Origin of the sequence: Streptomyces sp. NPDC003036, from assembly GCF_040611175.1 — a bacterium.
In the GTDB taxonomy this organism is placed as follows: domain Bacteria; phylum Actinomycetota; class Actinomycetes; order Streptomycetales; family Streptomycetaceae; genus Streptomyces.
In genome coordinates this window covers 1-12,738 of record NZ_JBEXNO010000033.1, presented here as the reverse complement: position 1 = coordinate 12,738, position 12,738 = coordinate 1, and the positions used below count along the sequence as shown (strand labels likewise).

The 12,738-nt window shown below is 74.3% G+C and carries 15 protein-coding genes and 2 pseudogenes; 13 read left to right on the top strand and 4 right to left on the bottom strand.

The window, feature by feature from the left end; all coding sequences use genetic code 11:
• Positions 1–3: 3 nt before the first annotated feature.
• The 3 genes from ABZX67_RS23265 to ABZX67_RS23255 all read right to left on the bottom strand — a co-directional run bounded on the left by ABZX67_RS23265 (position 4) and on the right by ABZX67_RS23255 (position 1,782).
• The gene (locus ABZX67_RS23265) at positions 4–363 is read right to left on the bottom strand and encodes a VOC family protein (RefSeq protein ID WP_355363160.1); all 360 of its coding nucleotides are present in this window, start codon (positions 361–363) and stop codon (positions 4–6) included.
• Between the two features lie 57 nt (positions 364–420).
• A complete protein-coding gene (locus ABZX67_RS23260) occupies positions 421–1,224 on the bottom strand; it encodes a methyltransferase domain-containing protein (protein WP_355363158.1) in 804 nt (267 codons plus the stop codon).
• Positions 1,225–1,287: 63 nt separating this feature from the next.
• On the bottom strand, positions 1,288–1,782 hold the full coding sequence (locus tag ABZX67_RS23255; RefSeq protein WP_355363156.1) for a hemerythrin domain-containing protein: 495 nt from the start codon (positions 1,780–1,782) through the stop codon (positions 1,288–1,290).
• A gap of 54 nt (positions 1,783–1,836) precedes the next feature.
• On the opposite strand from ABZX67_RS23255, the gene ABZX67_RS23250 reads away from it, so the two are divergent.
• From ABZX67_RS23250 to ABZX67_RS23190, 13 genes and pseudogenes are all read left to right on the top strand, one after another.
• A complete protein-coding gene (locus ABZX67_RS23250) occupies positions 1,837–3,006 on the top strand; it encodes an SDR family oxidoreductase (protein ID WP_355363154.1) in 1,170 nt (389 codons plus the stop codon).
• 99 nt (positions 3,007–3,105) lie between these two features.
• Positions 3,106–4,503: an NAD(P)/FAD-dependent oxidoreductase gene (locus ABZX67_RS23245; protein WP_355363152.1), complete on the top strand. Its 1,398-nt coding sequence runs from the start codon at positions 3,106–3,108 to the stop codon at positions 4,501–4,503.
• Between the two features lies 1 nt (position 4,504).
• Positions 4,505–6,352 (top strand): transketolase, encoded by a 1,848-nt coding sequence (locus ABZX67_RS23240; protein WP_355363150.1) that lies wholly within the window; start codon positions 4,505–4,507, stop codon positions 6,350–6,352.
• A 91-nt stretch (positions 6,353–6,443) separates the two neighbouring features.
• Positions 6,444–7,361 carry a non-homologous end-joining DNA ligase gene (ligD, locus tag ABZX67_RS23235; protein ID WP_355363148.1) on the top strand — a complete coding sequence of 306 codons (918 nt, stop codon included), beginning with the start codon at positions 6,444–6,446 and terminating at the stop codon, positions 7,359–7,361.
• 97 nt (positions 7,362–7,458) lie between these two features.
• Positions 7,459–7,704: pseudogene (locus ABZX67_RS23230) on the top strand (gas vesicle protein); the annotation flags it as partial.
• Positions 7,705–7,730: 26 nt separating this feature from the next.
• Positions 7,731–8,132 carry a gas vesicle structural protein GvpA gene (locus ABZX67_RS23225; RefSeq protein WP_355363146.1) on the top strand — a complete coding sequence of 134 codons (402 nt, stop codon included), beginning with the start codon at positions 7,731–7,733 and terminating at the stop codon, positions 8,130–8,132.
• On the top strand, positions 8,129–8,845 hold the full coding sequence (locus ABZX67_RS23220; RefSeq protein WP_355363144.1) for a GvpL/GvpF family gas vesicle protein: 717 nt from the start codon (positions 8,129–8,131) through the stop codon (positions 8,843–8,845). Before ABZX67_RS23225 ends, ABZX67_RS23220 begins: the two co-directional genes overlap by 4 nt.
• A 17-nt stretch (positions 8,846–8,862) precedes the next feature.
• Positions 8,863–9,099: a gas vesicle protein GvpG gene (locus ABZX67_RS23215; protein WP_355363142.1), complete on the top strand. Its 237-nt coding sequence runs from the start codon at positions 8,863–8,865 to the stop codon at positions 9,097–9,099.
• Entirely contained in the window at positions 9,096–9,413 is a 318-nt protein-coding gene (locus ABZX67_RS23210; protein WP_355363140.1) for a gas vesicle protein, read from the top strand. The genes ABZX67_RS23215 and ABZX67_RS23210 overlap by 4 nt, the downstream gene beginning before the upstream one ends.
• On the top strand, positions 9,410–10,216 hold the full coding sequence (locus ABZX67_RS23205) for a GvpL/GvpF family gas vesicle protein (RefSeq protein WP_355363138.1): 807 nt from the start codon (positions 9,410–9,412) through the stop codon (positions 10,214–10,216). The genes ABZX67_RS23210 and ABZX67_RS23205 overlap by 4 nt, the downstream gene beginning before the upstream one ends.
• Positions 10,216–10,428 (top strand): gas vesicle protein, encoded by a 213-nt coding sequence (locus ABZX67_RS23200; protein WP_355363136.1) that lies wholly within the window; start codon positions 10,216–10,218, stop codon positions 10,426–10,428. Before ABZX67_RS23205 ends, ABZX67_RS23200 begins: the two co-directional genes overlap by 1 nt.
• Positions 10,425–10,700, top strand: a complete 276-nt coding sequence (locus tag ABZX67_RS23195; RefSeq protein ID WP_355363134.1) for a gas vesicle protein K — start codon at positions 10,425–10,427, stop codon at positions 10,698–10,700. The genes ABZX67_RS23200 and ABZX67_RS23195 overlap by 4 nt, the downstream gene beginning before the upstream one ends.
• Positions 10,701–10,964: 264 nt before the next feature.
• Positions 10,965–11,735 carry a hypothetical protein gene (locus ABZX67_RS23190; protein WP_355363132.1) on the top strand — a complete coding sequence of 257 codons (771 nt, stop codon included), beginning with the start codon at positions 10,965–10,967 and terminating at the stop codon, positions 11,733–11,735.
• A gap of 19 nt (positions 11,736–11,754) precedes the next feature.
• Here ABZX67_RS23190 and ABZX67_RS23185 read toward each other — a convergent pair.
• A pseudogene (locus ABZX67_RS23185) lies at positions 11,755–12,645 on the bottom strand (diacylglycerol kinase family protein); the annotation flags it as partial.
• Between the last annotated feature and the right edge of the window lie 93 nt (positions 12,646–12,738).

Here is a 12,738-nt window from a genome sequence, read left to right as displayed (position 1 = left end):
TGGCTACGGGCGCCGGCGGTCGACGTACTCGAAGACCGAGCCGTCCGGATGGGCGGCGATCAGGTTGCGCCCCACCGGGGTCGGCACCGGACCGGCCACGACCCGCGCACCCACCTCGGCGAGCCTGTCCCGCGCCACGTCGACATCGTCCACCGCGATCGTCGCCGCCACCTTGCGCAGCACCTCCAGCTCCGACTCCGGGCCGGTCATCAGCAGGAAGCACCCCACGGCCGCCACCGACACGCCGCCGCGCTCGAAGCGGAGCGCGCGGCTGCCGGTGAGCCGTTCGTAGAAGAGGACCGACTCGTCGAGGGTCTTCGGGTCATCGAGGCAGATGCGCAGCGTGGCGCCGAGGATCTCCATGCGGGCGAGGGTAGTTGACGGCACCGGGGGGTGTGGTCCGCTTGCCGCGGCATCGCGTCACGCGCGGCACAGCACCTCCCCGTGCGGCACCAGGAACCAGCCGTCCTCCTCCCGGCCCCACGCGCGCCAGCCGTCCGCGATCGCGGCCAGCTCCTCCTCGGTCGCGTACCCGCCCTCGACCGCGAGCCGGGCGTACACCGAGGCGGTCGTACGGTCCGCCCACAGCCCGCTCCACCAGGCGCGCTCGTCGGCGGTGGCGTAACACCAGGTCGAGGCGGTGGCGGTGATGTCGGTGAAGCCGGCCTGCCGGGCCCAGGACAGCAGGCGGCGTCCGGCGTCCGGCTCGCCGCCGTTGCCGCGCGCGACGCGCCGGTACAGCCGCAGCCACCCGTCCAGGGCCGGCACCTCGGGGAACCAGGTGAAGGCACCGTAGTCGCTGTCGCGCGCCGCGACGACACCGCCGGGGCGGCACACCCGCCGCATCTCGCGCAGCGCGGCCACCGGATCGCCCACGTGCTGGAGCACCTGGTGGGCGTGGACCACGTCGAAGGAGTCGTCGGGGAAATCCAGCGCGTGCACGTCGGCGACGCCGAACTCGACGTTGTCCAGGCCGCGTTCGGCGGCCACCGCGCGCGCCTGTTCCAGGATGTCCCCGGCGGCGTCCACCGCCGTGACCCGTCCGGGGGCGACCAGCGCGGCCAGGTCCGCCGTGATGGTGCCGGGGCCGCAGCCCACGTCCAGTACGTCGAGGCCCGGCCGCAGCCGGTCGACCAGATAGGCCGCGGAGTTGGCGGCCGTACGCCACCGGTGAGACCGCAGCACCGACTCATGGTGGCCATGGGTGTACACAGCGTCCGTCATGCCGTCACGGTACGCCGATGTGTCGGATGATGAGACCCCTGTCTCGACATATGAGCGGAATGATCACAGGGGTGCTCTGCGGCCCGGTCGCGCGGGCGCCACCGCCTGAGCCGCCTTCACCGCCTTCGCCAGGTTCTCCAGTTGGTCGCGCTCCGAGGTCTCCCGCAACCGGGCGAACTCCTCGCGCTCCTCGGCCTGGGCGTGGGCCAGCAGGTCGTCCCGCAGCGCCGCGCACCGCTCCGCGAACTCCGGCGCTTCCACGCCCAGTTCCTCCAAAGCGTGCAGCCCCGCCCGGACGCGCTTCTCCTCCTCCAGCCGCTCCCCGATGATCCGTTCGCCGTCCTCGATGCGGTCGCGCGCGAACGGGTGGAGCATCTCCTCCTCGGCGGCCTCGTGCGCCGCGAGCAACCCGGCCAGTTCACCGAAGCGCTCCTCGCGCGCCGCGCCCTCCCTCCGCACCACCTCGTCGAAGAGGCGGCGCAGCCGTGCGTGCTGCTCCTCCAGGAGCTCCACGACGTCCTGACCGCCACCGCCCCCGGGCGCCTTGGGCATGGGCATGCGGGCCTCCTCCCTCCGGCGTTATCCGCCGGGACGCCCGGGTACCCGCCGCCCATGAACGCGAACCTTCCGGAGGCCGCCCGCACGGTCGTGATCACCGGGGCCGGCGGCGGGGTGGGCCGCGCCACGGCCCGCGCCTTCGCCGCGCGCGGCGACCGCGTGGCGCTGCTCGCGCGCGGCGAGAAGGGACTCGCGGGCGCGGCCGCCGACGTACGGGCGGCCGGCGGCACCGCGTTGACCGTGTCCGTCGACGTCTCCGACACCCGGGCCGTCGAGGAGGCCGCCGACCGCGTGGAGCGCGAGCTCGGCCCGATCGACGTCTGGGTCAACAACGCCTTCGTCGGCGTCTTCGCGCCCTTCACCGAGATCCACCCCGACGAGTTCCGCCGCGTCACCGAGGTCACCTACTTCGGGTACGCCAACGGCACCCGCGCCGCCCTGCGCCGCATGGTGCCGCGCGACCACGGCACCGTCGTCCAGGTCGGCTCCGCGCTCGCCTACCGGGGCATCCCGCTCCAGTCCGCGTACTGCGGCGCCAAGCACGCCATCCAGGGCTGGAACGAGTCCGTGCGCTGCGAACTGCTGCACGCCGGCAGCAAGGTGCGGACCACCATGGTGCAGCTCCCGGCCGTCAACACCCCGCAGTTCGACTGGGTGCTGTCCCGCATGCCGGGCCGCGCCCGCCCCGTCCCACCGGTCTACCAGCCGGAGGTCGCCGCCCGCGCCGTCGTGCACGCCGCCGACCACCCCGGCCGCCGCGAGTACCGCGTCGGCGCCCGTACGGCGCTCACCCTCGCCGCCAACGCGCTCGCGCCCGCCCTGCTCGACCGCTACCTGGCCCGCACCGGATACCGCGCCCAGCAGGAGCCGTGGGACGGCGCCGGGGACGGGGCCGCGCCGCACGCGGACGAGCCCGCCCCCAGCAACCTGTGGGCGCCGGTCGACGGGCCGCTGGGCCAGGACTTCGGCGCCCACGGCCGGTTCGACGCCGAGGCGCGCGACCTGTACGCGGACACCGTGCTGCTGCGCCACCCGGCCGTGCTGGCCACCGCGGCGGCCGGAGCGCTGGCCGGGGTGGCGGCGGGCGCCGGGGCGGTGCTGCGCCGCCGGGGCGGCGGCGTTTGGCACGCGGTCCCACGGGCACCGGGAAGGTTCGTGCGACGCCGGACGCCGGCCCGCCGGACGCCGACCCGCCGGCGCGCGACCGGACCCGCCGGCGCGTGACCCGGCCCACCGACCGACCCGACCCACGACGTGAAGCACCGATAGTCCGATAGCACCGATAGCACCGATGGAAGCACCCGACCTGACGCTGGAGGCGCTGTGACCCCGTCCGTCAATCCGCCCGCCGGTACGCCGTCCCGCCGCCGACCGCGCATCGTGATCGTCGGCGCCGGATTCGCCGGCTACCAGACCGCCCGCGGCCTCAGCAAGAGCCTGCGCGGCCGCGCCGAGATCGTGCTGCTCAACCCCACCGACTACTTCCTCTACCTGCCGCTGCTGCCGCAGGTCGCCGCCGGCATCCTGGAGCCCCGCCGGGTCACCGTCTCGCTGCCCGGCACGCTGCGGCACGTCCGGCTGGTGCTGGGCGAGGCCGACCACATCGACCTCGACGGGCGCAAGGTCCACTACACCGACCCCGAGGGCACCACCGGCGAACTCGGCTACGACCGGCTCGTCCTGTCCGTCGGCAGCGTCAGCAAGCTGCTGCCCATCCCCGGCGTCGCCGAGCACGCCACCGGCTTCCGCGGCCTGCCCGAGGCGCTCTACCTGCGCGACCACATCACCCGCCAGATAGAGCTCGCCGCCTCCGCCGGCGACCCCGCCGAGTGCACCTCCCGCTGCACGTTCGTCGTGGTGGGCGCCGGCTACACCGGCACGGAGGTCGCCGCCCACGGCAAGATGTTCACCGACGCGCTCGCCCGCAAGTACCCCGCCTGGCCCAAGGGCGTACGCCCGCGCTGGATGCTCCTCGACGTCGCCGACCGCGTCCTGCCCGGGCTGGACAAGCGGCTGTCCGACACCGCCGACCAGGTGCTGCGCGACCGGGGCGTCGACGTGCGGATGGGCACCTCCGTCAAGGAGTCCACGTCCGACGGCGTCCTCCTCGACAACGGCGAGTTCGTCGAGACCCGCTCCCTCATCTGGTGCGTCGGCGTACGCCCCGACCCACTCGTCTCCGAGCTCGGCCTGCCCGTCGAACGCGGCCGGCTCGTCGTCTCGCCCGAGCTGCGCGTGCCCGGCCACCCCGACGTCTTCGCGTGCGGCGACGCCGCCGCCGTACCCGACCTGAACCGGCCTGGCGAGTACACGCCCATGACCGCCCAGCACGCCTCCCGGCAGGGCAAGACCGCCGCCCGAAACGTCGCCGCGTCGCTCGGCGTCGGCGAGGCCGCCCCGTACCGGCACAGCGACATGGGCTTCGCCGTCGACCTCGGCGGTGTGAAGGCGGCCGCCAACCCGATGGGCGTCCCGCTGTCCGGGCCCGTCGCCGGCGCCGTCACCCGCGGCTACCACCTGGCCGCCATGCCGGGCAACCGGGTGCGGGTCGCCGCGGACTGGCTGCTGGACGCGGCGCTGCCCCGGCAGGCCGTCCAGCTGGGCCTGGTCCGCTCCTGGCAGGTACCGCTGGACACCGCCTCGCCCGAACTGGCCAAGAGCGGCGCCGGGAACGGCGCCAAGAGCAGCGCCGGCACCGGTTCCGGCGCTCGCAAGGAGTGACATGCACTACGAAGAACTCGCCTCCCTCGCCCAGCAGCTGAGGGTCGACGCCATCCGGGCCTCCGCCGCCGCCGGCTCCGGACACCCCACGTCGTCGATGTCCGCCGCCGAACTCGGCGCCGTCCTCCTCGCGCACCACCTGCGCTACGACTTCGACCGGCCCGACCACCCCGGCAACGACAAGTTCGTGCTCTCCAAGGGCCACGCCACACCGCTGCTCTACGCCATGTACCGGGCCGCCGGCGCCGTCGACGACGACGAGCTCGCCACCTACCGCACCCTCGGCAGCCGCCTCGAAGGGCACCCCACGCCCCGGCTGCCCTGGGTCGACGTGGCCACCGGCTCCCTCGGCCAGGGCCTGCCCGTCGGCGTCGGCATGGCGCTCGCGGGCAAGCGCCTCGACCAGCTGCCGTACCGCGTCTACGTCCTGTCCGGCGACAGCGAGATGGCGGAGGGCTCGGTGTGGGAGGCGGTCGAGCACGCCGCGTACAACCACCTCGACAACCTCACGCTCATCGTGGACGTCAACCGGCTCGGCCAGCGCGGCCCCACGCGCCACGAACACGACCTGGGCGCCTACCAGCGCCGCCTGCACGCCTTCGGCTGGCACGTCATCGAGGTCGACGGGCACGACGTCGCGGCCGTCGACCGCGCCTACGCCGAGGCCCGCTCCACCGTCCGGCAGCCCACCGCGATCCTCGCCGCCACCCGCAAGGGGCGCGGCGTCGCCGCCGTCGAGGACCGGGAGGGCTTCCACGGCAAGCCCCTCAAGGACGCCGAGGCCGCGATCGAGGAGCTGGGCGGCCCGCACCCCCACCGCGTGTCCGTACAGAGCCCACCGGACGTGGCCGCGCCCCGGCCCGCCCGCAACGGCACCGTCGAGCTGCCGCGCTACGACGTCGGCGACACGGTCGCCACCCGCACCGCGTACGGGCACGCCCTGGAGGCCCTCGGCTCTGCGCGCGGCGACGTGGTGGCGCTCGACGCGGAGGTGAGCGACTCCACGCGCACGGAGTTCTTCGCCAAGGCCCACCCCGAGCGGTACTTCGAGTGCTACATCGCCGAACAGCAGCTCGTCGCGGCGGCCGTCGGGATCCAGACGCGCGGGTACGTCCCGTACGCGTCGACGTTCGCGGCGTTCCTCACCCGGGCGTACGACTTCATCCGCATGGCCGCCGTCAGCCGCGCCGGGATCAACCTGGTCGGCTCGCACGCGGGCGTGGCCATCGGCCAGGACGGGCCGTCCCAGATGGGCCTGGAGGACCTGGCGATGCTCCGCGCGGTCCACGGCAGCACCGTGCTGTACCCCTGCGACGCCAACCAGACCGCGCGGCTCGTCGCCACGATGGCCGACCTGCCCGGCATCCGCTACCTGCGCACCTCGCGCGGCGACACACCGGTCCTGTACGGGCCCGACGAGGAGTTCCCGGTCGGCGGCAGCAAGGTCCTGCGCGGAGGCGGCAACGACGACCGCGCCACCATCGTGGCCGCCGGCATCACCGTCCACGAAGCCCTCAAGGCGGCCGACCTGCTCGCCGAACACGGCATCCCGGTGCGCGTCGTCGACCTGTACTCGGTCAAGCCCGTCGACACCGAGACGCTGACCGCCGCCGCGACCGCCACGGGCTGCCTCATCACGGTCGAGGACCACCACCCCGAGGGCGGCCTGGGCGACGCGGTCGCCGAGGCCTTCTCCGACGGCCGCCCGGCCCCGCGCCTGGTGCGCCTGGGCGTGCGCGCCATGCCGACCTCGGCGACCCCCGAGGAGCAGCTGCACGCGGCGGGCATCGACGCCGACTCGATCGCCGCGGCGGTGAAGCTGGCGGTGGAGAGCGGCGTGACGCCCTGACCCACCCCTGTGACGCCCCGACCGGTCGCATCCTGCGGGCGACCGGTCGGGGCGTCCGTGTACGCGGCGGCGTGCCGGGTACGGGCTCTCGATGAGTACGCACCCCCGCACCACCAGGCTGCGGGCCGGGCGCAGGACCGTGGAGGTCCACCGGCCCGACAAGGTCCTCTTCCCCGACGACGGGCTCACCAAGGCCGACCTCGCCGCCTACTACCGCGCGGTCGCGCCGTTCATGCTGCCGCACCTGCGCGGCCGGCCCCTGATGCTGGAGCGGCACCCCGACGGTGTCGGCGGGCCCCGCTTCATGCAGAAGGACACGCCTGCCGGCTACCCGGAGTGGGTGCGCCGAGCCGAGCTGCCCAAGGAGGGCGGCACCGTCACCCACACCGTGTGCGACGACACCGCCACGCTCCTCCACCTCGCCGACCAGGCCGCCCTCACCCTGCACCGCTGGCTGGCGAAGGCCGACCGGCCCCGGTGGCCCGACCGCATGGTGTTCGACCTCGACCCGGCCGGTGACGACTTCGGCGCCGTACGCCGCGCCGCGCACGCGCTGCGCGAGCTGCTCGACGCCGTCGGCCTGTCCGGCGTGCCGATGACCACCGGCTCCCGGGGCCTGCACGTCGTGGTGCCCCTCGCCGGGCGCACCGACCACGACGACGTCCGCGCCTTCGCGCGGGACCTCGCGGACGTCCTCGCCGCCCGCCACCCCGACGCGCTGACCACCGCCGCCCGCAAGCAGGCCCGCGGCGGCCGGCTCTACCTCGACGTGCAGCGCAACGGCTACGCCCAGACCGCCGTCGCGCCCTGGTCCGTGCGCGCCCTGCCGGGTGCCCCGGTCGCCGCTCCGCTGACGTGGGAGCAGCTCGACGAGCCGGCCACGCACGCCCGCCGCTGGACCGTGCGCGACGCATTGGAACAGGCCCGCACCCGGCCCTGGGACGCCGAGGCGGCCCGCCCGCGCGCTCTCGGCCCGGCGGCCCGCAGGCGTCTCGAATCCCTGCGCTGACCAGGCACGAGATGCGGCCCCGAGTTGCGGGATCGGCGTTCCCGTGTTTGCGAGCCCCGGGGGCGGCAACCCGCATGAAGTCATGGCCAACACATCAGAAACCCTGCGCCGCGCGTGCGAACAGCTCGCCGAACTCACCGGGCTGACCGCCGAGTCGGTGTCGTCCTTCCAGAGAACCGATGAGGGATGGCAGTTGACCGTCGAAGTCCTCGAACTGGCGCGTGTCCCCGAGACGATGAGCCTGCTCGCCTCGTACGAGCTCGAACTCGACCAGGACGGCGAGCTCACCGGCTACCGGCGCGTGCGCCGCTACGAGCGCGGCCGGGCCGACCGGCAGCGCTGACAACCCCTCAGGGAGGGAGCCACACCATGACTGTCGCTACACAGACGGGCGGACCGGCCGGAGGCGGCTCCGGCGGTACCAGTGGCCTGTACGACGTCCTCGAACTGGTCCTGGACCGCGGGCTCGTCATCGACGCCTTCGTCCGCGTCTCGCTCGTCGGCATCGAGATCCTGAAGATCGACGTCCGTGTCGTCGTCGCCAGCGTCGACACCTATCTGCGCTTCGCCGAGGCCTGTAACCGCCTCGACCTGGAGGCCGGTCCCCGCAAGAACCCGGGCCTGCCCGAGCTGGTCAACGACATGACCGAGTCCGGAGCGCGCGGCAAGACGAAGGGCGCCCTCCAGGGCGCCGCGGAGACCCTGTCCGACACCCTCAGCCGTTCGTCCAGCCGTTCGTCGTCCCGGAAGAAGCAGGAGGAGGAGCAGTGAGCACCTACGTCTACGGCATCACACGCAGCTCACACCCAGGCCTCCCCAAGGGGACCTGCGGCATCGGCGATCCGCCCAGGCCCGTCCGCGTCCTCACGACGGGCGGCCTGACGGCGCTGGTGAGCGACGCGCCCGAGGAGCTGCGGCCCAAGCGGCGCGACCTGCTCGCCCACCAGAACGTGCTCGCCGCGGCCGGGGCGGACGGCCCGGTGCTGCCCATGCGCTTCGGCGGCGTCTCGCCCGACGACGACACGGTCCTCGCGGTCCTCGGCGAACGCCAGGACCACTACCTCGAACGGCTCGACGCCCTCGACAACAAGGTCGAGTACAACGTCAAGGCCGCCCACGACCAGGACGCCGTCCTGCACCAGGTGCTCACCGACGACCCGGACCTGCGGGCGCTCAGCGAGGCCAACCGCGCGGCGGGCGGTGGCACGTACGAGCAGAAGATCGCCCTCGGCGAGCGGGTGGCGGCCGCCGTGAAGCAGCGCGAGGCGCGCGACGCGGTGCTCGTCCAGGAGGCGCTGCAGGGCGAGGCGGTGGACATCCGCCCCGGGCCCGAGAGCAGCGGCTGGCTGACGAACATCTCCTTCCTCGTGGACCGGGACGCCGCCGACGGCTTCGTCGCGGCCTGCGAGGCCCTCGCCAAGCACCACGGCCACCTCCAGCTGCACCTGAACGGGCCGCTGCCGCCCTACAGCTTCGTGGAGTGAGGGGAGGGGCTCCGGGTATGGGCCTGCTGGGTGAGCTGCTCCTGCTGCCCGCCGCCCCCCTGCGCGGCACCGCCTGGGTGCTGCGGCAGGTGGTGACGGAGGCGGAGCGGCAGTACTACGACCCCGCCGCCGTACAGCGCGAACTCGCCCGGCTGGCCGAACAGCTGGAGGCGGGCGAGATCGACGAGGCGGAATTCGACCGCCGGGAGGACGAGCTCCTCGACCGCCTGGAGAAGGGCACGAGACCGACATGACGACCCCCAGCCGGGGCCTTCCGAGCCCGTACGCCTCCGAGGGCAGCAGCGCCAACCTCGCCGACATCCTCGAACGCGTCCTCGACAAGGGCGTGGTCATCGCCGGCGACATCAAGATCAACCTGCTCGACATCGAGCTGCTGACCATCAAGCTGCGTCTCGTCGTCGCGTCCGTCGACCGCGCCAAGGAGATGGGTATCGACTGGTGGGAGAGCGACCCCGCCCTCTCCTCGCGCGCCCGCCAGCGCGAACTGGCCCGCGAGAACGAGGAGCTGCAGCGCCGGATCGCCGAGCTGGAGGAGCGCACCACATGACCCCCGCCACCGCCCCCGTGCCCGCCACCCCCCGTACGCCGCGGCTGCGGTACGTCTACGCCGTGTGCCGCCCCTTCGAAGGCGTCCTGCCCGAAGGGCTCCGGGCCGTCGGGGACCAGCCGCCCCGGCTCGTCCGCCACGGCGACCTCGTCGCCGTGGTGGGCGCCGTCCCCGCCGAGGACTTCGACGAGGCCCCGCTGCGCGCGCACCTGGAGGACCTGGACTGGCTGTCCGCCACCGCGCGCGCCCACGACGCGGTGATCGCCGCGCTGACCACCGTGACCTGCCCGCTCCCGCTGCGGCTCGCCACCGTGTGCCGCGACGACAGCGGGGTGCGGCGGCTGCTGGAGGAGGGCCACGACCGGTTCGTACGCGCCCTGGAGCGGCTGGACGGCCGGGTGGAGTGGGGCGTGAAGGTGTACGCCGAGCCGGAGCCGAAGCCTCGGCCGGAACCCGAGCCCGCGGCGGCGCCCGCCACCGGCGGCGGCCGCGACTACCTCCGCCGCAGGCTCAAGGAGCGGCGCGGCCACGAGGCCGGGCTGCGGCACGCCGAGGACCTGGCGCGCCGCCTGCACGACGAGCTCTCCCGGCACGCGGAGGCCGCCACGGTCCACCCACCGCAGGACGCCAAGCTGTCCGGCGCCGGCGGCGTCAACGTCCTCAACGCCGCCTACCTGGTCGACCGGGAGCGCGGCGAGGGCTTCGTCCAGCTGGTGCGCGGGGTGTCCGAGGAGGGCGTCCGGGTGGAGCTGACCGGGCCCTGGGCGCCGTACTCCTTCGCCGGCATCGCGGAGGACGCGTAATGCCCATCGAAGAGCGGCGCATCGCGCTCGTGGACCTGCTCGACCGGCTGCTCGCCGGCGGTGTCGTCATCAGCGGCGACCTCACACTGAGCATCGCCGACGTCGACCTCGTACGCGTCGACCTGAAGGCGCTGGTCAGCTCGGTGAGCGCCGAGGTGCCCTCGCCCTGGGGCACGGCCCTGCCGGGGGAGATCGCGGGGGAGCGGGCATGAGCGAACCGCGCCGCCGCGTCGAACTCGACCCCGACACCGTCGAGCGCGACCTCGCCCGGCTGGTCCTCACCGTCGTCGAGCTCCTGCGCCAGCTCATGGAGCGGCAGGCGCTGCGGCGCGTGGAGGGCGGCGAGCTGACCGAGGAGCAGGAGGAGCGCATCGGCCTGACGCTGATGCTGCTGGAGGACCGCATGGAAGTCCTCCGGACGAGGTTCGGACTCGCGCCGGAGGACTTGAACATCGATCTGGGACCGCTCGGCCCCTTGCTGTGATCCCCGAACCGTCATCCGCTACCAGCGGTACCAGCGGGATCCAGATCACCAGGACCGCCAGCCGATCCACCACAGCGCCTTCACGGCGAACCCGACGCCGAAGAGGATGAGGGCGAGCAGCAGAACCAGCAGGATGGGAACCATGACGCTCCTCCGCTTTTCGGGTTCCCCCGATTCGAACGCGTACACGGTGCAGGTCGGGGCGCCGCCCGTCTGCCGCTACCGCCGTGCGGGAGCGGAGCGATCGCCCGATCATCGTGTTTCATGGCCACAAGATCGGACATGCCCCTCCTCGCCGCGCTGCTGACCACGGTCTGCGCCGGCCTCCTGCTCACCGGATGCGCCGAGCCGTCCACCGGTCCCGCCGCCCGCCCCGCGCAGGCCGCGACCGACCCCGCGGCCGGACCCCCCGCCGACCCGGCGCCCGCCACCGCCCCCCGTCCGGCCGACCTCCCCGGCATCGGACCGCTCACCCGGGCGCGGATCCCGGCCGCCACCCGGCAGGCGCTCGTCGTCACGGGCGAGGGCCCCGACTCCTCCCGCTCCACCGCCGTCCTGTACGCGTACGAGCCGACGCGCGGCTGGCACCCGGTCACCAAGCCGTGGCAGGCGCACAACGCGCTGCGCGGCTGGACCGACGACCACCACGCCGACGACCTGCGCACGCCCATCGGTGTCTTCCGGATCGGCGACGCCGGGGGCCGCCTGCCCGACCCCGGCACCCGGCTGCCCTACGACCAGGACGAGGAGTTCAACATGTCCGGCACCGGCTTCCTCGGGGAGCCGCTCGAAGGCTCCTTCGACCACGTCGTGGCCATCGACTACAACCGCGTCCCCGGCACCACACCGCTGAACAAGACCCGCCCGCTCGGCCTCGCCAAGGGCGGCGGCGTGTGGATCCACGTCGACCACGGCGGCCCCACCCGGGCCTGCGTCTCCCTGCCGCTGGAGCGGATGCGGGAGCTGCTGCTCGCGCTCGACCCCGCGAAGGAGCCCGTGATCGTGATGGGCCACGCGGCCGCGCTGGCCCGGTGAGACACGGCGCTCGGTGGGCTCAGGCGCGTACCTGCGGCCGGTAGACGGTGAGCGCCTCGTCCTCCTTGTCGACCAGCAGCTCCGGCGGCGCGTGGGTCACCTCGCCGTCGTACGCCAGGACGGTGCCGGGTGCGAGCCCCGCGATCCGCAGCCGCCGCAGCGTGACCGCCGTGTGCACGGGGGAGCGGCTCAGCGGCCCCGCGAGGACCGCCGCCAGGAGCCGCAGCCCCGGCAACCGGCCGGCCCGGACGACCCGGACGTCCAGCAGGCCGTCCGCCAGCTCGGCGCGGTGGCCGGGGGTGGGGCCCATCCGCCGGTACAGGCAGTTGCCGGCGAACAGCAGCCACAGCGCATGCCGTTCGCCGCCCAGCTCCGCCTCCAGCGGGTGCTCGCCGCGCAGCAGCCGGAGCGCCGCGAGCACCCCGGCCGGCCATCCCCCGATCCGCGGCGCCCAGCGCTCGCGCAGCCGCACCAGCTCCGGGTACACGCCCAGGCTGAAGGTGTTGACGAAGTAGCCGTGGTCCGCGCCCCGCGGGCCGGGCGTGAACCGCCCCAGGTCGACCCGTACGGCGTCGCCCGCGGCCAGCGCGCGGCAGGTGTCGTGGACGGACTCCACGCCCAGGTCGTACGCGAAGTGGTTGAGCGTCCCGCCGGGGAAGACCGCCAGCGGCACCCGGTGCCGGGCCGCCACCGCCGCCGCGCGGTTGACCGTCCCGTCGCCGCCCACCACCCCCAGCGCCCGGCACCACCCGGCCGCCCGCTCCAGCTCCTCCTCCACGGCCTCCGGCGCGCACGTGCGCACCTCCGCGCGCGGCAGCGCGTCCCGGACGAGCGCGGCGGCGGCCGAGGAGTCCGAGCCCGACTCCTCGTTGACCACGACCACCAGGCCCGCGCCGCCCGGCAGCGCGGGTCGACGCCCGCGACCTCGCGGACGAGCTGGTGAAGCGAGGCACCGCCCTCACCCGGCTGAACCTCTTCAGCAAGCTGTCGCTGGACCTCTCCC